A 19,143-nucleotide genomic window follows, 5' to 3' on the forward strand; every position below is an offset into this window, starting at 1 on the left:
ATATAATCTTTGGAGCCGTCGTGACTGAGCAGCTTAACTGCCGAATAGGCAGCTTAGAAATGCGCGCGTTTGATGAGGTCGTAGAGGTGGCCCTTAACTGCCGAATAGGCAGCTTAGAAAAGAACTGGAAGTCGTGCGCGGTGCGTTGGTCTCTTAACTGCCGAATAGGCAGCTTAGAAAATTCGGGCTTTCTTTCTTCTGGCGCGGGCTGGCTTAACTGCCGAATAGGCAGCTTAGAAAGTCCACGTGCCACTCTTCCACTCCCTGATCACTCTTAACTGCCGAATAGGCAGCTTAGAAAGGCACATACGTCACTCGCGACCCCGTCCACGACTTAACTGCCGAATAGGCAGCTTAGAAACTTGGTTTTAGTCGCCCGCCTGGTCTGTCAGGCTTAACTGCCGAATAGGCAGCTTAGAAATCGCCGACCTCGGAGACGACGACGGTGAAGATCTTAACTGCCGAATAGGCAGCTTAGAAAAAAGGCCAGATCCGCGACTTCCTCCCCGACCCCTTAACTGCCGAATAGGCAGCTTAGAAAAGTCCCCGGCCGCCGCGACCGCTACGCGGCCACTTAACTGCCGAATAGGCAGCTTAGAAACGCTGCCCCCGCGCACCACGGCCGTATAGCGCCTTAACTGCCGAATAGGCAGCTTAGAAACTTCGGAGCCCTGCGCCTGCGCCCACCGCTAGCTTAACTGCCGAATAGGCAGCTTAGAAACGATGATCTGGAAGAGCCACACGCTGGTCTCGCTTAACTGCCGAATAGGCAGCTTAGAAAAGAGTCGCTGGCCAGGGGTGAAGGTGAGGCCGACTTAACTGCCGAATAGGCAGCTTAGAAATGCTGGAGGGCACGGGCAAGCTGGCGGAGCAGCTTAACTGCCGAATAGGCAGCTTAGAAATTCTCCAGGCTGGCTTTGATGTACATGCAGAACTTAACTGCCGAATAGGCAGCTTAGAAAGGTACGCAGTGGATGGGCTGCGCTGCATAGAACTTAACTGCCGAATAGGCAGCTTAGAAATCCCAGTCGTCATCAGCGGCGGCTTGGGCGGCCTTAACTGCCGAATAGGCAGCTTAGAAAAGCGCCATGACCTCGGCGAGCGTGGCCTGCTTCTTAACTGCCGAATAGGCAGCTTAGAAATTGGAAGAGATGAGCAAGGCGGTGCTCAACTTAACTGCCGAATAGGCAGCTTAGAAATCAGGCCAATCAGCAGTCAGCTCCTTTGGTTTCTTAACTGCCGAATAGGCAGCTTAGAAAGATGGGCAGTTCGACGATGTTGCGCATGGCGACTTAACTGCCGAATAGGCAGCTTAGAAACTCGGCCCAACCGTGGGTGAGCAGATGCTCGGCTTAACTGCCGAATAGGCAGCTTAGAAATTCCGCAATAATCCCGCACGCTCAATATCCTTCTTAACTGCCGAATAGGCAGATTTAAAACTATCGCATAGTCAGTCCAGTTGCCGAAAAGCCTTAACTAGTTTGGCGAAGTAACCGGGTGCACGGTGCGCTTTCCTTCGGCGATGGTGGGCAAGGTCGCGCGCGACAAGGGGTGTCTGCTCACAGGATTTCGGCAGGCTTTGACCGGCTATTCCGTGACGGTAGTGCCGATGTACTCGGAGGATACCCGAGGCTATCTGGCGCCTATGATGCGGCGCAGGCCGAGGGCCGCACGAAGCTGGGTTACGGGCAGTGGCTCTCCGTGCGCACACCGGAGTTCAGGCAGCAGTTCGGCGACTGGGAGGCACTGCGCGCGCAGCAGAAGCTGGACGCGATGGAGCCGGTGAGTATCGCGGTGCCAGAGGGGTGGGAGGCGATGAGCAGGGAGCAGTGGCGCTCCGAGATGGTCGGGCGTCTTGAGTTGTTGATGGAGGACAAGGCAAATGGTCGCTCGGCGACTCCCATCGTGCACCCTGAGCTGGGGGAGATCTTTGTAAATCGGGATGGGATCAATAAAACAAAGAGTGCGTCGGCTGATCCTGCAAAAATCCTGGTCGCGGCCCATGTGAAGGATGTGCTCCCGCAGGCGATTTATGCGTACAGCAGGCCGCTGAATAAGCCAAAAAGGGATGTCCGTATTGAGGGTTACGCGACGCTCTACGCAAAGGTAGAGGTGGGCGGGGTGCCCTTGATCGCGGTCTTCACCGTCGAGCGCAAAACGGATGGCAAGTGGTACTACAACACCGTGATGCGGCTGGCGGCGTCTGAAGACGAAAAGACCCGCAAGTTTCAAATAGGCGGCATGACTGGCAAGCCAGTTCAGGGTACGCCCCTTGCGGGTCTGGCTGAAGGCAAGCGCGATGTACTGCGCCGTGTCAAGGCCGAATCGGTGTCGCAGGCGGTGGATCCTGACACGGGCGCGCCGGTGGCGCAGCTCACGGGCAAGGAGTTTGCAAGGGCACCGGGGGCTCTGGCGGATCGTGTGGCCAAATGGTATGCCAAGAATAAAGTCTCCAAAGTTGAAGTAGAAGGGGTTGGGCCAGTGAGCCTCGACAGGCGAGCGGTGCAGAACAGTATTTCTCACGGGCTGGGGAGAGCCAAGGTAGTCGCGTTTGCCGCTGTGCCCAACATCCTGCGCAAAGGAAGAATCGTGCACGAGGAGTCTCTGCGTGGAACCCGCGATGGGGATTACATACATATCGCTGCGCCCGTCCATATCGCCGGTGAGCCTCACATCGTGGATGTAGACGTAAAAGCTGACCGCAATGGCAGCCGGATGTATCTACACGACGTGGAGGCCAGGGAGGTACTCCGGCTATCTGCCTACGCAAGCGAGGGAACCCCGCGCGGTGGTGATGTAGCATCAAGTACTACAGAGCAGCAGTCCGCATCAGCAGATGCCGGAGTGGTCGAGACGTGCTGCGGCCTATCTTCTCTGTCAAGGCCGATATAGAATGGCACCCACCAGCTGCGGCTGATCGGCGAGCAGGGCGCGGACCGGCTGCGGGTGCGCGCCGAGGAGTCGCTGAGCGCGGCCGAGCGCGAGGGGGGCGAGCATGGAGGAGCTGGTCGAGGCGGAGCTGGAGCTACTGGAGGCGCAGGCAGCTCGAAAATTAGCTGTGTGCGAGTGAGCTCGGGGACTAGCTCTCCAGGTTGGCGATTACTTTGAGGACGTCGGCGGCTTGTTCGGTGGTGCTGGCTTTATAGTCGGCCCAGACGACTTTGCCGCCTTTAATCAGGAATGCCTGGCGCTGCGCGTAGTTGGTGCCGCGATATGAGGGGACGCCGAAGGCGTGCATCACTTTCTTATCGGTGTCGGCAATGAGCGTGAATGGATAGCTCTGAGCTTCTTTAAACGCGCGCTGTGCCTCCACGCTATCGGTACTCACTCCGATCACTGCGACGCCGCGGTCTGTGAGCTCTTCGTAAGCATCGCGCAATGAGCAGCCCTGCGCCGTGCAACCGGAGGTTCCTGCCTTGGGGTAGAAGTAAACCAGCGTGTAGCGTTGACCTGCGTAAACACTGGCAAAGTTGACCACAGCCCCGCTATCGCCGAGCGCAACCACAGCCGGTGCAGCATCACCAACGGCCAGAGGTGATTTGGCGCCACTTGCCGCGAAGCCCGGTAGCAGGAACGAGAAAAAGGCGGCCAGCGCTGCGCAAAAGCGACCACGCCCGCGCGCAGAAGAGGTGCCGGACACCGCAGAGTTTTCGGGAGTTTTGGGGGAGTTCATGGTGCGCACCGTAAGCGACGGGGCTGCATGCGCAATTCCCCCCGGTACACTTTTCCAGCCATTTTATCGCGGGGCACATGCGATCTCTCTAAAGATCGCAAAACACCGCCACACGCCCGCGCGGAACAGAGCGGAACGGGGCCGCATGGCGTGACAGAAACCGCCCTCCTCCCGCGCGCGCAGTAGAGGCGCTACAACACATACGCAGTCTTTCAAGGTATGCGCGGGGCCCGCAGCCGTGCTCAAAAAGGCGCGACATACCGCCCAGCTAAACACAAAGCCGAAAACTCCACCTCGCCCGCACGCGAGGAGTGGGGGGCAGGGCGGGCAGTGCCAGCGTGTCTGTCTACCCACCCCGTCCGCCCATTCGCGGGAGCGGGAGCAGGCTCTCAGCGCGGGCGAGTACTCCAGGGCTGAAGGAGCGCAGACTAAGTCGCAGGCGGCGAGATCACGCGGGCCGCGGCTTGGGCTTTGAGGCAGAGCTCGGCGGCTTTGAAGGCGTGGGCCTGGGTCATCGCTTTTTCGGTGCGGTTCAGGCAATCGAGGATCAACTCACCAAAAAAACGGAAGCCGACTTTGCCCGCGACGTTGATGAAGTGCTCTCCCTTTTCATCGACAAGGATAACGTTGTCGCCCGCCGGATCGCGGGTGACGTCGATGTACTTGCGCAGTTCGATATAGCCCTTCGTCCCGAGGATGATCGTGCGGCCATCACCCCAGGTGCCCAGGCCCTCGGGCGTGAACCAGTCGACGCGGATGTAGTTGGACGCACCGTTATCGCCGATGAGCGAGGCCTCGCCGAAGTCTTCGAGCTCGGGCGTATCGGGGTTGGCGAAGTTGCCGACTGCGGCGCTGGCGACAGTCGCGTCCTGCGCCCCACTGTAGTAGAGGAACTGCTCAAACTGGTGGCTGCCGATGTCGCAGAGGATGCCGCCGTACTGCTCCTTGTTAAAAAACCACGCGGGGCGCGTCGGCTTGTTGAGCCGGTGCGGCCCGAGGCCGATGACCTGGATCACGCGGCCAATCGCCCCGCCGTGCACGAGATCGCCCGCGTACATCGCGCTCTCCACATGGAGTCGCTCGCTGAAGTACACCATGTACTTGCGGCCTGTCTCGCGGGTGAGCGCGCGCGCCTCCTCAAGCTGCGCGGCTGTGGTGAAGGGCGTCTTGTCGGTGAAGTAGTCCTTGCCCGCGCGCATGACGCGGCAGCCGAGCGGGCCGCGCTGGTTGGGGATCGCCGCCGCAGCCACGAGCTGCACTTCGGCATCGTCCAGAACCTCGTCGAGGCTGCGCGCGACCTGCACCTGCGGGTAAGCCTTGCGAAAGGCGTCCACCTTTTGCGGATCGGGGTCGTAAACCCACTTGAGCGTGCCGCCCGCCTCGCAGAGCCCGTTGCACTGGCCGTAGATGTGGCCGTGGTCGAGGTGCGCCGCCGCAAAGACAAACTCGCCCGGGCTGACCACGGGGCGGAGCTCGCCCTTGGGCGCGTAGTTCATGCCGTCTTTTTTTTGTGTCATGGGATTTCTTGTTGGGGAGATGGCGGGGACGGAGAGCGAGCGGCTCGCAGCGCGCGAGGCTAGGCAGCAGCAGGCCCGGCGATCACACGCGCGGCGGCCTGGGCCTTGAGCGCGAGTTCGGCGGCCTTGAATGCGTGCGCCTGAGTCATGGCGTTTTCGGTGCGGTTCAGGCAATCGAGGATCAGATCGCCATCGAAGCGCAGGCCGATCTTGCCGGAGACGTTCATGAAGTGCTCTCCCTTTTCGTCGACGAGGATGAGGTTGTTGATCTGCGTCTTGCGGGCGACGTCGGTGTACTTGCGCAGCTCGATGTAGCCCTTCGTCCCGAGGATGATCGTGCGACCGTCGCCGAAGCTGTCCTTCAGTCCGGCAGGCGTAAACCAGTCCACGCGGATGTAGCTGGAGGTGCCGTTGTCGCCGATGATCGAGCACTCGCCGAAGTCTTCGAGCTCGGGCGTGTCGGAGTTGGCGAAGTTGCCCACCGCCGAGCTGGCGACCGTGCCATCCGTCGCGCCGCTATAGAACAGGTACTGGTCGAACTGGTGGCTGGCGATATCGCAGAGGATGCCGCCATACTGCTCTTTGTTAAAAAACCACGCGGGGCGGATCGCCTTACTGAGCCGGTGCGGCCCGAGGCCGAGCACCTGAATCACGCGGCCAATCGCGCCGCCCTGCACCAGATCGCCCGCGTAAACGCCGCACTCCACGTGAGTGCGCTCGCCATAGAAAACCATGTACTTGCGGCCCGTCTCGCGCGCGACGACACGCGCTTCCTCAAGCTGCGCGAGCGTCGTAAATGGCGCCTTGTCCGTGTAGTAGTGCTTGCCGCCACGCATGACGCGACAGCCGATCGGGCCGCGCTCGTTGGGGATCGCCGCAGCGGCCACGAGCTGCACCTCCGGGTCGTCCAGAATCTCGTCGAGGCTGCGCGCGACCTTCGCTTGGGGGAACGCTTTTACAAAATCGGCGACGCGCTCCGGCTGCGGATCGTAGATCCACTTGAGCGTGCCGCCCGCCGCGATGAGGCCGTTGCACTGGCCGTATACGTGGCCGTGATCGAGGTGCGCTGCCGCAAAGACAAACTCGCCCGGCTTGACCACGGGGCGCGTCTCGACTGTCGGAGCCGCATTCATGTTGTATCGTTTTTCCATTGGGTGTGTGGGGAGAAAGGGTTTGGGAAAATCGGGGAGGTGGGGAAAGCCGCGCGAGCGCACCGTCGCTTCAGTGTGTCTACAAGAAGTGGAGGCGAAGTCGGGGGCCGGTCTGGGGCGGGCTTTATGGGAACTTGCGAAAGCGTGTAAAGGAGCCTGCGCCTGTTTTATTCAATCAGCAGGAAACCTGCTCCCCTCGACTGGCTGAACTAACGCGGATACCCGCCGGAACCCGTTGGCTCGCCTCTGGCAGAAAAGTCTGCGGAAAAAGGACTGCGCGCTCCCTTGATGTGGGGGCGCATTTCTCTTGGCTGGCGGGCATGGCAGCTCCCCAAAGCAAGTCCCCTCAACACTCCACGCTGGGCTTCGGCATCATCGGCAGCGGGATGATCGCCCGATTTCACGCACGCGCAATCAATGGCGCACAGGGCGCCCGCCTGGTCGGCGTCGCCAGTCGCAATGCCGAGACCGCGCAAACGCTCGCCGCCGAGCACGGCGCGGCGCTCCACACAACGCAGCTCGACGAGCTGCTCGCGCACCCCGGCCTCGACGTAGTCTGCATCACTACGCCCAGCGGAGCCCACCTGGAGCCCGCCCTCGCGGCGATTGCAGCGGGCAAGCACCTCGTCATCGAAAAGCCACTCGAAATCACTCCGGCCCGCATCGACTCGCTCCTCGCCGCGGCGCAGAGTGCGGGCGTAGTCGTCGCACCGATTTTCCAGGCGCGCTTCGGCCAAAACGCCCAGCGGATCAAGGCCGCGATCAGCTCAGGCCGCTTTGGGCGAATCGCGCTGGCGAGTGCTTACGTAAAGTGGTTTCGCGCGGCCGAATACTACAGCGGCTGGAAAGGCACGCGCCTGCTCGATGGCGGCGGCGCGACGATGAACCAATCGATCCACGCGGTTGATTTGCTCCAATGGTTTGCCGGCATGCCAGCCGAGGTCTTCGGGCGGACGACGCGCCGCGTGCATCTGGGCATCGAGTGTGAGGATACGGCGGTCGCCAGCCTGCGCTACGCAGATGGAGCGCTCGGCACGATCGAGGCCAGCACGGCGGCCTACCCGGGCTGGGAGCGGCGCATCGAGATCTGCGGCGAGCACGGCTCGGTCGCCCTCGAAGACGACACGATCACGCGCTGGGACTTTCGCCACGCACAGCCGGAGGACGCCGCCATCCGCGCTGCGGGCGCGAGCGGCGGCGGCTCAGGCGCGAGCGACCCGAGCGCGATCACCCACGAGCGCCATCAACTCCAGATCCAAAACCTCGTCGATCACCTGCTCGCCCAGCGCGAGGGCCGCGCGCCGCAGCCGCTGGGCATCGACGGCCCCGAAGCACGCAAAGCCGTCTCGCTGATCTGCGCGCTCTACGAATCAGCCGCAACAGGCCGCCCCGTAACGCCCGCGTAAAAGTGCCACTACGCGTGGAGCGGCCCTGCGCGGGCGGCGGGGGACGATGTCCCCTTCCATTTTTACTGTATGGTTTGCTTGGCGGGCGTTCCGCCCGCCAAGCAAACCATACAGTAAAAAGGTCCCGACCAAAGGTCGCGGTCGTTGACCGATTTTCTGGCGAGGCCCTCGCTGGGGCCTCGTCCGGTGCTGCACTTCTACCCGTTAACCAACGAAATCGGGCCAAATGGGTTTCCCGCTCCATCCGCATTTGATGCCCCACTCCCTGTCGCAACGCGACAGGGGGATGGCCCGTTAAATTTGGGAATCGTGCTTCGGCACGCAGTGCCGAAGCCGATTCCCAAATTCAATGGCACGTGGCGCCCCGCCACCGCCCCACGCGCAGTGGAGTCTTCGACCGTTTCATTTGCCGAGGCGGCGTTGCGGCCTCGTTGGCGGATCAACGCGAGCCGGTTTTCATCGCGGCCTTCAGCTCCGCCCAGCGGGCGAGCCGCTCGGCGATCTTGGCCTCCCAGGCCACCCGCTTCGGCGTGTAGAGCGAGAGTGGTTTCTCCAAAAAATCCTGCCCCGAAATATTTTCCGGATAGTCGTGCGAATAACGGTAGTCGCGCCCGTGGCCGGCCTCCTTGTTCGCCTTGCCGCTCTTGTCACGCAGGGCCAGCGGGACGGGTTGCATAGGGCCTTTTTTTAACGCGGCACGAGCGGCAGCGATTGCGAGCGTAGCCGAGTTCGATTTGGGCGCAGTGGCGATGTACAGCGTGGCGTGAGCGAGCGTGAGCTCCGCCTCGGGCAGCCCGATGAAGTCCACTGCTTGTTGCGCAGCTACAGCGAGTGGCAGCGCCATCGGATCGGCAAGGCCCACATCTTCGCTGGCCAGAATCACGAGCCGGCGCGCCACGAAGCGCGGGTCTTCTCCGCCTGCCAACATCTTCGCCAGCCAGTACATCGCGGCATCGGGGTCGCTGCCGCGGCAGCTTTTTATGAAGGCCGAGATCGTGTCGTAGTGCTCGTCCTCATCGGCATCGTAGCGGATGCGCCGCTCGCGCGCGAAGACCTCGATATCCGCCGCAGTGATCGCCGCCGCTTCGTCGAGCCCGAGCACGATCACCTCCAGTGCATTGAGCGCGCGGCGCAGGTCTCCTTCGCAGAGCGCCGCCAGGTCGAGCAGGATTTTCTCTTCGGCCGTGCAGCGGCGCGCGCCGAGCCCGCGCTCCGTATCGGTGAGGGCGCGCTGCATCACGGCCGCGATTGCGGCAGGCGCGAGCGGCTCCAGGCGGAACAGGTGGCTGCGCGAGAGTAGCGGCGGGTTCACATAAAACCCGGGGTTGTGCGTCGTCGCCCCGATCAGGCGCACGTGGCCCTCCTCCACGTCGGGCAGCAGCAGGTCTTGCTGCGATTTATTAAAGCGGTGCAGCTCGTCGATAAACAGAATCGTGCGCGCGGCGGGGTTGGCCCGCGCAGCGGCGAGGATCTGGCGCAGCTCGGCCACGTTGCTCATCACCGCGTTGATGCGCACGAAGCGGCCGCCCGACTCGGCGGCAATCGATTCGGCTAGACTCGTCTTTCCGCAGCCCGGCGGGCCGTAGAAAATCAAGCTGCCGAAACGATCTTGCGCGACCAGGCGCGGCAGCAGCGAGCCCGCGCGCGTGATGTGCTCCTGGCCGACCACCTCAGCGAGACAGCGAGGGCGCATCCGCGCCGCCAGCGGCTGCGTGCCGGGAGAGGCACCATGCAACGCGGCACGCGGCGTATGCGATTCGGTCAGCTCGCCCTCTGCCGCAGGGCCGCCTCCGGCCTCGGCTGACTTCCCGCGCGCGATATCGGCGCGACCAAAGGGCGGCGGCGCAGGCGCGAAAAACTCGGTCTGATCTTCGGGGAAAGACACGGGGCGCAAGCTGGCTTCGCCACAGCGTCAACGCGAGCCCACAGCCCGCAAAAAAAAGCGGACGTGGATTCACGTCCGCTTTTGCGCGGTGGCGACGCGCGCGTCACACATGCCGCGCCGCCAAGGGGGGAAGAGCAAACTGCTGCGGCTCCGTCAGGTGGAAGCTCGCTTAGTTGCTCGCCAGATATTCGGCGACGCCCTCGCGGGTGGCACGCATGCCGGATTTGCCGCGCGTCCAGTTGGCCGGGCAAACCTCGCCGTGCTCCTCGAAGAATTGCAGCGCATCGACCATGCGCAGCACCTCGTCGACATTGCGGCCCAGCGGCAGGTCGTTGATCAGCGAGTGGCGGACGATCCCCTTGCGGTCGATCAGGAACAGCCCGCGGTAGGCGATCAGCTCCGCCGTCGCGTTGAGCGTGATGCGGCCATCGAGCTCTTCGTCGAACTCGTACTCGCCAGTCAGCACGCCGTAGGCCGCCGAGATCGTCTTGTTCGTGTCGGCGACGATCGGGTAGGTGACACCCTGGATGCCGCCCTGATTCTTCGGCACCTGCAGCCAACCCCAGTGCGATTGCTCGGTGTCGGTCGAACAAGCGACGACAGCCGTGTTGCGCGACTCAAACTCGGACAGCGCCGCCTGGAAGGCGTGCAGCTCACTCGGGCAAACGAAGGTGAAGTCCTTCGGGTAAAAAAACAGGACGACGTATTTCTCGTCCAGGTAGCGACTCAGCGAGAAGTCGCTCACGATTTCGCCGCCATTAACGACGGCCTGTGCAGTAAACGCGGGTGCGGGTTTTCCAATGATTGCGGTCATAAGTGGCGCAGAGAGGAAACACCCTTGCGCACATCCGCAAGTCTGTAGCCGATGCTACGAACGCAGATTTCCCGTATCACCTTTCGCAGCAAAATCGGGGGGGGCAGTGCCCGCGTGAGCGAAACCTTGGCAAAGACCGCGCGACCAATAGAAGCCTCTGCGCCCCAAACAGCCATGAGTGATCTTAAAACGGACTCCCCACAGCAAACCACCACCAGCAGCAGCAACGCGGGCGCCCCCCATCCGCCCACTGCCACCGATGCGCACGCCGCGCGAGCCGCACACGCGCCGCGCGCGAAACGCGGGGCTACGCTCCTCTGTTTTGGCGAGCTGCTCTGGGACTTCCTGCCCGACGGGCTCTTCCCCGGCGGCGCGCCCTTCAACGTCGCCTACCACCTCCACCAACACGGCCTCGACGCGCGCATCCTCACCGCGGTCGGGCGCGATATTTTGGGCGAAGAGTTTCTGCGCCGCATCAAGGCCTGGGGACTGCCGACCGACACCATCGCACGACACCAGGAGCTGCCCACCGGCTATGTCCGCGCCGAGCTCTCCGCGAGCGGCGAAGCCCGCTACGCCTTTGCCGACAACGTCGCCTGGGACCAGATCCCCATCAACGACGAGGCCCAGCACGCCGCGATGCACGCGCGCGGAGCCGTCTTTGGCTCGCTCGCCCTGCGCTCCATTTCCAACCGCAACTCGCTTGAGCGCCTGCTCGCGATCCTGCCTGCGGACGCGTGGCGCGTCTTCGACGTCAACCTGCGCGCCCCGCACGACGATCTGGAGCTCGTCGACCGGCTCGCCCCCAAAGCCACACTCGTAAAACTCAACGCCGCCGAAGCCGCCCGGCTCGCGCGCGACGCAGCCGACGAAACCCCGGGCCGCGAAGAGGCCGACGCCCGCACCCTCGCCGCCCGCTGGGGCCTGCGCCGCCTCTGCATCACCTGCGGCGCGCGCGGCGCAGGGCTGCTCCACGAAGGCCAGTGGCACTACGAACCCGGCCGCCCCGTCGCCGTCGCCGACACCGTAGGCGCAGGCGACTCCTTCCTCGCCGCACTGCTCGCCGCGCTACTGGAAGGCGAAACTCCGCAACGCGCCCTCGCCCAGGCCGCCCGACTCGGCGAATGGGTCGCCAGCCAGCGCGGCGCCACCCCCAGCTACGCCAATCGCCGCTAAACTCGCGCCCCTCCCTCCAAGCCACCTGCCGACTCAACGCGAAGACGATTTTCGGTAATTCCCCGCAGGAAAGCAGAAAGCGTGAACACCTGACTCCCCACTGCGGAACCAGCACGACCAAGAGCGCCTCACCCGAAGCCGCAAGTGCCCCTGCCTCTACAGTGTCTTGGGCGCGGTTTCGTGGCACCGAGAGGCCGACGGCCTGTCTGCGCCGCGCATGCCCACCGAGCAGATAAGTTCTCCCGCCGCGCCCACTGCCTTACCGCAAAAGACACGCTTTGCCGAAATAGACAGCCTGCGCGCAATCGCATGTGCGCTGGTGATCATTTCCCACACTTTCGCCCTCTTTGAGAAGGTAACAAGCAATAACCCAGAGCTGCTTGCCAGATTGAAATGGGGAGGAGGACTGATGGGTGTTTATATATTTTTTGCGATTAGCGGATATGTCATTCCCAGCTCACTACGGGGAGATAGATCCTCCGGCTTAAAGCGTTTCGCAATACGGAGGTTCTGGCGCCTTTACCCTCCATTCTGGGCAAGTCTGCTAGCTTTTTATGCTGGCAATGCCTCTAAGTACACGATCAGTAATCTTGCGTTTGGTGTCACGATGTTCCCTGGCCTTTTCAACGCCAGACGTATGGGAGGCTACTTCTGGACTCTAGAAATTGAGCTCTTTTTTTATGTAATCATCACCTTAGCATTTCTAATCTTCGGACGACTAAACTTAAAAGTAACTACAGCACTCTTTCTCTTAACGCTTATTTGGTGCTGGTCTTGGTTTAAGCTCCCCGGTGAAGGAGGATACTGGACTCGCCCTTCTCTCTGCCTCACTGTCATGCTATGGGGGAGCTGTTGTCGTAATTTTATAAATAAAAAGGAGCGGTGGGGCTCTCCCAAATGGGGAATTTCTTTAAATACTCTATCTTTGGGAGTCTCCACAGGGCTTGTTTCCATATGGCCCACCCAAGGAGCCTATTTCAGCTTCCTATCGGAAGGTTTCCACAGTGCAAAAATCTCATTGGCAGTGCTCTCTGGCATATTGGCATTTCTATTTTTTGCTATACTCACACCAATCCGCTGTGGCTGGTTAGCGCGCATAGGGAGATGGACATACTCAACCTATTTATTCCACGGAGTAATCCTATACTCTATATTAGAAAAGTGCACCAAGGCATTATCCGGCTGGCCAATGCCGGTTTACATGGCAGGAACACTACTGCTATCTTTTACGCTCGGAGCACTACTCTATCGCTACCTGGAGCAGCCCAGTGACCGGATCGGCAAACGGTTATCGAGCAGGGATAGAAACATCACCAGATAGCTGAGATTGGGGCTTGAGTGCCAGCTCAGGAAGTTACTCAATCCCGGTCTCATCCCCTGTTTCTCTATGCTTATCCCCCCAATTGCTCCTCCCAAACTGCTCACTGCGACAATCGTCCTCAGCTTGCGTAGCTCACTACTGCAACTCCTTGTTATTTGCCTCATTGCACTGGCTCCTCGCTTACATGCCACGATTGACACCCAGGCCGACGAGCACTTTGTCGCCACTTGGGCGACCACGATACTCCCCATTAAAGCAGAAGCCCTTGACGACACCATACTGATCCAAAACGTCCGAATTTCCGCAGGGGGTGATCGAGCGCGCCTTCACCTTAGCAATCTCTACGGTGAGAGTGAACTAGTCATTGCGGCCGCATCGCTCGCACTCCTCCCCGAAGGCCATACGAAGGCAACTGAGCCCAAAGCGCAGCACACCCCGCTCACCTTTGGTGGCCAAAGCGAATTTACAATCCCCGCCGGGCAAAATGCGGTGTCCGACCCAATTGACTTTCCCGTTTCCGCACTCAGCGACGTCGCCATTACATTGCACATTAAGAAAGCCCCAGAAAGATACAGCGGCCACGGTAGCGCCCCAGCCGTATCAAGGAGCTTTTATCGCTCCACCCAAGCCCCCCACTCCGCTCAATACGAGCGCGTGAGACGCTGGTTTTTCATTCACGCTCTCGATGTTACCACAACCGCTCCAAGACAGGGTGCCATTGTGCTTCTGGGTGACTCCATTACCGACGGCGGAGGAGGTCCCGCCTCCCACTTGCGCTGGGGAGATGAACTCGCCCGTCGTTTACACGGCACAGGAAAGACAAACGGCATCGGGGTTGTTAATAAAGGTGTTTCGGGCAATCGCCTTCTACGCGAAGGTGGAAGAGCTCCCTCTGCCCTAGATCGCTTCGAGCGCGACGTACTCCAGACGAGTGGTGCGCGTTGGGTCATTGTCCATATTGGCATAAACGACTGCGGTACCCTCTCTCGCCAAGACGAAGGCCCGCCCCCTACCGTGTCAGAATTTATCGCCGCCTACGAACAACTGATTGATCGTGCACACGCCGCCGGGCTCAAAGTTTACGGATCAACGCTCCTGCCCTTCAAAGGCGCGGGGTACTGGACAGAGATTGGAGAGGAGTACCGCAAAGCGATTAACGAATGGGTACGCAATCACGCTCCTTACGATGCCATCATCGACTTTGATGCCGCCCTACGTGACCCGGATGATCCTGACTACCTCGCTGAGCACTATGACGGGGGCGACTACTTGCACCCCTTCGTAACAGGTCTCCACGCAATGGCACACGCCATTGACCTTGGACTGTTTGATTTAGACAAATAACAGTCCTCCCCCCAAGGCTCGAAGGCTAGCAAATGATCAGCTAGCTTTCGCCCGATAAGCGTTTTCCGATTCGGTCGCTAGGTTGCTCAATCCAGCGATAAAGCAGGCCGCCCAGTGAAAAGGACAGGACTAGGGCTCCTGCAACATAGGCTGGCAAAGACCATCCGACAAACCTTCCCGGCAACAAATAAAGTGCCACTCCGTGAAATAGATAGGTTGAGTATGTCCAGCGCCCCACACGGGCCAGCCAGCTAATACGAACAGGAGTTAACACAACCCAAAACAGAAAGCCAAGTATTGCAGCAAGTATCACCACAGCAGCCTTCACATGGTAGAGCTCTCCTGACAAAAAACTGAAATAAGCTCCTTGAACAGGCCATATAGAAACAAGACCTGTCGCAACACCGATCAATATGGCCCGGATGGACACCTGTACCCTCCCCAGACTCCAATATCCTTTCTTTTGGACAAAAGTCCGGCACGAAGCCCCAAAAAACATAAGGGCAAGAAACACTGAGAGACGAATCCAGTAGCCCCCTGCACCGGGAAGATTGGGCCAAGCCCAACACCAAGCGAGGGAGGTGGTGAATAGTGCTACAGTTAGTTTTGTGCTCAACCGGCCAAAAATCAGAAATGCCACGGCGACTATTACATAAAAAAAAAGTTCAACCTCCAAGGTCCAAAAATAGCTTCCGACAGAGCTTATACCAAAGAGACCAGGAAACATTGTCATGCCGAAAGCAAGCTGCTCCCCCGAGTACTTGGAGGCATTGCAGAAGTAGAGAGCAAATAAGCTGACCCAAAATGGCGGCCAAAGTCGCCAAAATCGCCGTATTGCAAATCGCTTAAAACCAACAAACCGGGCCCCACGTAATGAGCTGGGGATGACATAGCCGCTAATAATAAAAAACACTAACACGCCTAATACGCCTCCGCCTCGTCCCGCCCCACTAAACAACTCTACCCTGTGACTACCTCCAAAAACCGCTGCTGAATGAAAAATAATCACGAGCGCACATGCAATTGCGCGTAAACTATCCACTTCGCTAAAACGAGTCTTTTCCTTGGGTAAAACTGGAAGCTCAGTACGGGAAGAGTCCATTAAAGCGAAATATACAAATTGGGCAATCGCAGGTGACTAAAAAAAATAACACAGCCAAATCAAAGTACGACAGCTTAGGCGACAAATGAGTGACCTATCAGACAAAAGTCTCTGTGAGCCTCAGCACAGTAGTTGGGCGTAGTCCATGAAGTCGGGCTGGAAGCCGCCGGGCACGCCTTTGGTGATGGTGCTCACGGCGTCGTGCGAGTGCAGCGACTCCAGGTGGGTGCAGGCCACGCGGAAGTCGGCGATGCGGCGCTCGCGGTCGAGTTCGGCGTAGAGCAGCCGCGCGGCGTCTTCGACAAACTTCAAATAGGCACCGTTGAGCTCGGCAAAGGCCTGCTCGTCTTCGCGCTTCACCATCACTTGTGTCTCGGTTTGCAGCGCGCGCAGACACAGCGCGTGCAGGTCCTCAATCGCGAGTTTCTTCCCCTTCTTCAGCTCCACGCTCACGCGCGCCTTGCTGCGCTGCGAGTGCGGTATGCCATAGGCCCCGCGTTGCTCGCGCGCATGCTCGCTGAGCTCGGCAGCGCAGGGACAGGCCGAGGAGTAAACGAAATCGAAGTGGATGTAGCGCCGGTACTCGCCGGTCTCCGTCAGCACGCCTTCAAAAGCAGTCGCATAGTACTGGTAGCCCTGCATCCCGCTGCGCAGGCTTTCGCGCAGCATCGGGTAGGAGAACGCGAGGCGCAGCCGCGCGGACTTGGTCTCGATCTTGCGCAGGTAGCTCTTGAGCACGCGCCCGATCGACTCGCAACTCACCGGCTCGTCCTTGTGCGCGTAAAATTCGCGGATGATCCGGCTCATGTTGATGCCCTTCGCCTCGGCCTCCACGGAGACCGTGCCCGTGACGCTGGTCTCCAGCGTGAGCAGCTCGCCCGCAGCCGTCTGGTAGCGCAGCGGCAGCCGGAAGTTGTGGATGCCGACTTGCTGCTGCGGCCGGTGCTCGCCGCGCGGCACCACGTGCTCCGCCTCCAGCACATCGGGCATTGAGTCGCGGTAGCTGTCGCTCGCGCGAAACTTCGTGTCGTAGTTGCGCGAGAGCTTCGGCCGCTGGCCCTCCGCCGTGCGGTGCAGATACATCTGTTTTGCCATAGGACGGGGGCGAGTGACGGGTGCCTCCTACGTACAGGCAAATAAAAACTCGAAGCCCCCTGCCCGCCTCCCAACTTTCGCCCGATGCGGTTTTGCATCTTAGGCAGTGGCAGCTCGGGCAACAGCGCCCTACTCCAAACAACTCACGCAAACGTACTCATCGACGCCGGCCTCTCCGCACGCCGCCTCGGCCTCCTGCTCGCCAATCACGGGCTCTCGCTGGAGCAGATCGACGCGATCTTCCTCACCCACGAGCACGGCGACCACTGCGCCGGAATCGACGGCCTGAAGAAGCACCCGCACATCCGCCTTTTCGCCAACCTGCCCACCGCGCGCGCCATCCAGGCCAAGCTCAAGCACCGCCCCCACTGGGTGCACTTCGAGACCGGCGCGTGCTTCCACTACCGCGACCTCGCCATCACCAGCTTCAGCGTCCCGCACGATGCGCAGGAGCCCGTCGGCTTCCGCATCGAAGTCCGCCCCGAGGGGATTGCGAGCGGCGACGGGGCAACCGACAGTGCGCCCCCCGCTACGGACCCCGGCACCGCGCCTCTTGCCGGAAACGCCCAGAATACCGCCCGCTCGCTCGTGTGGCTGACCGATCTCGGCTACGCCCCGCCCGGGCTGCATCAACACCTCGCGCAGTCGGACATCATCGTCGTCGAAGCCAACCACTGCCCCGAGCTGCTTAAGGCCGACACCAAGCGCCCCTGGTCGCTCAAGCAACGCATCGCAGGTCGCCACGGCCACCTCTCCAACCACGCCACCGCCGAGCTCCTCGCCGCCACAGCCAGCCCGCGCTGGCGGCACATCTACCTCATCCACCTGAGCCGCGACTGCAACAGCCCCGAAGCCGTCCACGCCGCGCTCGGCCCGCTCCGCGCCCAGCTCGCCCCGCAGGGCTGCGGCTTCACCATCGCCGCGCCTGGCGAAGGCACCCCCCTCCTAGATTTTGGCGAGATGCCCCACGCGGCGGCCACCGCCGCGCCCGCCCGAGCCCCAAGCGCCGAACGCGAAAACGCCCGCGCGGCATACGCGCCCCAGCACGCCCCGCTATCTCCACTAACCCCCGTGCCCGCGCTCGCCTGATAAACCAGCGCGCACGCCGGGCCCGTTTTCACTTCGTGCCCACTTTCATCCAAACGCACAGCGCACATCATGCCTCAAAACCCGCTCTCCATGCTCGCCCCGCAGCCCACTGCCCCCAAACGCCGCTACCGCTCGCGCCGCACAAAGATCATCGCCACACTCGGCCCCGCCACCGAGAGCGAAGCCACCCTCGAAGCGCTCATCCGCGCCGGCACGGACGTCATCCGCCTCAACATGGCGCACGCCAACCACGAGTGGACGCGCAGCATCCTGCGGCGCATCCGCGCCATCAGCGCACGCGTCGGCCGCGACATCGCCACCCTCATGGACATCAAAGGCCCCGAAATCCGCACGGGCGATCTCGACACGCCGCTGGAGCTAAAGGTCGGCGAAATCTTCGACTTCACCGTAAAGCCCGGCTCCGACCGGCTCGACGCCGAAGAGGTCCGCTCCGTGGACGTCAACTATCGCGACCTCGTCAACGACATCCGGATCGGGGACACCGTCCTCGTCGATAACGGCCTGATCACCCTCGAAGTTTTAGAGAAGCACGACGCCCACATCCGCTGCCGCGTCCTCGTCCCCGGCGAGCTCAAGTCGCGCCGCCACATCAACCTGCCCGGCGTCACCGTAAACCTGCCCTCGCTCACCGATAAAGACCGCGCCGATGCCACAGTCGGCATCGAAGAAGGCATCGACTTCATCGCCCTGTCCTTCGTGCGCAGTGCTGCCGACATCGCACTCCTGCGCGACTTCCTCGCCGCGAAAAAATCCAAAGCGCGCATCGTCGCCAAAGTCGAAGACCAGTCCGGCATCACCAACCTCGACGAAATCGTCCTCGCTGCCGATGCCCTCATGATCGCCCGCGGCGACCTCGGCATCGAGTGCCCCCTCGAAGAGCTCCCCATCATCCAGCGCCGCGCCGTGCGCGCCTGCCTCAGCCACGCGCGCCCTGTGATCGTCGCCACCCACATGCTGGAGTCGATGATCACCCAGCCCATCCCCACCCGGGCCGAGATCACCGACGTCTCCAACGCCGTCTACGAACTCGCCGACTGCGTCATGCTCTCCGGAGAGACCACCATCGGCCGCTACCCGCTCGAGAGCGTCCAGACGCTCGACAAAATCGCCCGCCGCATCGAACACGAGACCGAGGGCCTCCCCGAAAGCATCCCCCCGTTTAACGGCGAACGCATGAAAGTCCTGCACTCCGCTGTCGTCCTCGCCAACCAGCTCCCCGACTCGAAGATCCTCACCTTTACCCGCCACGGTTTCATGGCGCACGGGCTCGCCGCGCTGCGCCCCGCCAAGGCCCCCATCCTCACCTTCACCCCGCACGAGCAGCTCTTCCGCCAACTGCGCCTCCTGCGCGCCGTCGAGCCCTACCTGATGCCCTTCGCCGGCGAGCCCGACATCACGATAGAAAACGCCATCGCCGTCCTGAAAAAAACCGGCCGCGTCACCGCTGGCGACAAGCTCGTCGTCGCCACCGACATCCTCTCCCACGACCGCCTCATCGACAGCGTGCAACTGCGCACCGTCTTCGATTAAAGACGCGCGAAAGCGCGCG

Annotated in this window: 14 protein-coding genes and 1 CRISPR repeat array; of the genes, 7 read left to right on the top strand and 7 right to left on the bottom strand. The window is 61.3% G+C overall.

Features of this window, described 5'->3' with window-relative positions; all coding sequences use genetic code 11:
• Positions 1-32 precede the first annotated feature (32 nt).
• A CRISPR array of direct repeats spans positions 33-1,439; the repeat unit is 28 nt; unit sequence CTTAACTGCCGAATAGGCAGCTTAGAAA.
• 112 nt (positions 1,440-1,551) lie between these two features.
• Positions 1,552-2,892: an LPD3 domain-containing protein gene (locus AXK11_RS02205; RefSeq protein WP_156469145.1), complete on the top strand. Its 1,341-nt coding sequence runs from the start codon at positions 1,552-1,554 to the stop codon at positions 2,890-2,892.
• Positions 2,893-3,079: 187 nt separating this feature from the next.
• Here AXK11_RS02205 and AXK11_RS02210 read toward each other — a convergent pair whose 3' ends face one another.
• The 3 genes from AXK11_RS02210 to AXK11_RS02220 all read right to left on the bottom strand — a co-directional run bounded on the left by AXK11_RS02210 (position 3,080) and on the right by AXK11_RS02220 (position 6,341).
• Positions 3,080-3,673: a peroxiredoxin gene (locus tag AXK11_RS02210; protein WP_082780769.1), complete on the bottom strand. Its 594-nt coding sequence runs from the start codon at positions 3,671-3,673 to the stop codon at positions 3,080-3,082.
• Positions 3,674-4,101: 428 nt separating this feature from the next.
• Positions 4,102-5,190, bottom strand: a complete 1,089-nt coding sequence (locus AXK11_RS02215; RefSeq protein WP_068628910.1) for a Gfo/Idh/MocA family protein — start codon at positions 5,188-5,190, stop codon at positions 4,102-4,104.
• A 59-nt stretch (positions 5,191-5,249) separates the two neighbouring features.
• Positions 5,250-6,341, bottom strand: coding sequence for a Gfo/Idh/MocA family protein (locus tag AXK11_RS02220; RefSeq protein WP_068628912.1), 1,092 nt, complete (start codon positions 6,339-6,341; stop codon positions 5,250-5,252).
• 320 nt (positions 6,342-6,661) lie between these two features.
• On the opposite strand from AXK11_RS02220, the gene AXK11_RS02225 reads away from it, so the two are divergent.
• Positions 6,662-7,747, top strand: coding sequence for a Gfo/Idh/MocA family protein (locus AXK11_RS02225; protein ID WP_068628976.1), 1,086 nt, complete (start codon positions 6,662-6,664; stop codon positions 7,745-7,747).
• A 439-nt stretch (positions 7,748-8,186) separates the two neighbouring features.
• Here the strand turns inward: AXK11_RS02225 and AXK11_RS02230 are convergent, their stop codons facing one another.
• Both AXK11_RS02230 and AXK11_RS02235 read right to left on the bottom strand, forming a co-directional pair.
• The gene (locus AXK11_RS02230; protein WP_231865723.1) at positions 8,187-9,632 is read right to left on the bottom strand and encodes a replication-associated recombination protein A; all 1,446 of its coding nucleotides are present in this window, start codon (positions 9,630-9,632) and stop codon (positions 8,187-8,189) included.
• 169 nt (positions 9,633-9,801) lie between these two features.
• Positions 9,802-10,446, bottom strand: a complete 645-nt coding sequence (locus tag AXK11_RS02235) for a peroxiredoxin (protein ID WP_068628914.1) — start codon at positions 10,444-10,446, stop codon at positions 9,802-9,804.
• A 174-nt stretch (positions 10,447-10,620) separates the two neighbouring features.
• On the opposite strand from AXK11_RS02235, the gene AXK11_RS02240 reads away from it, so the two are divergent.
• From AXK11_RS02240 to AXK11_RS02245, 3 genes are all read left to right on the top strand, one after another.
• Entirely contained in the window at positions 10,621-11,622 is a 1,002-nt protein-coding gene (locus AXK11_RS02240; protein WP_197456764.1) for a PfkB family carbohydrate kinase, read from the top strand.
• Between the two features lie 217 nt (positions 11,623-11,839).
• Entirely contained in the window at positions 11,840-12,943 is a 1,104-nt protein-coding gene (locus AXK11_RS09220; protein ID WP_082780771.1) for an acyltransferase family protein, read from the top strand.
• A gap of 66 nt (positions 12,944-13,009) precedes the next feature.
• On the top strand, positions 13,010-14,287 hold the full coding sequence (locus AXK11_RS02245; protein WP_156469146.1) for an SGNH/GDSL hydrolase family protein: 1,278 nt from the start codon (positions 13,010-13,012) through the stop codon (positions 14,285-14,287).
• A 40-nt stretch (positions 14,288-14,327) separates the two neighbouring features.
• Here the strand turns inward: AXK11_RS02245 and AXK11_RS09225 are convergent, their stop codons facing one another.
• Positions 14,328-15,389 carry an acyltransferase family protein gene (locus AXK11_RS09225; RefSeq protein ID WP_082780773.1) on the bottom strand — a complete coding sequence of 354 codons (1,062 nt, stop codon included), beginning with the start codon at positions 15,387-15,389 and terminating at the stop codon, positions 14,328-14,330.
• A 120-nt stretch (positions 15,390-15,509) separates the two neighbouring features.
• Positions 15,510-16,484, bottom strand: coding sequence for a GTP cyclohydrolase FolE2 (folE2, locus tag AXK11_RS02250; RefSeq protein ID WP_068628916.1), 975 nt, complete (start codon positions 16,482-16,484; stop codon positions 15,510-15,512).
• Positions 16,485-16,568: 84 nt separating this feature from the next.
• Between folE2 and AXK11_RS02255 the strand changes: the two genes are divergently transcribed.
• A complete protein-coding gene (locus AXK11_RS02255; RefSeq protein ID WP_068628918.1) occupies positions 16,569-17,573 on the top strand; it encodes an MBL fold metallo-hydrolase in 1,005 nt (334 codons plus the stop codon).
• 90 nt (positions 17,574-17,663) lie between these two features.
• Positions 17,664-19,124, top strand: coding sequence for a pyruvate kinase (gene pyk / locus AXK11_RS02260; protein WP_068628984.1), 1,461 nt, complete (start codon positions 17,664-17,666; stop codon positions 19,122-19,124).
• Positions 19,125-19,143: the final 19 nt, after the last annotated feature.

The organism is Cephaloticoccus primus, assembly GCF_001580015.1.
Taxonomy (GTDB): Bacteria; Verrucomicrobiota; Verrucomicrobiia; order Opitutales; family Opitutaceae; genus Cephaloticoccus; species Cephaloticoccus primus.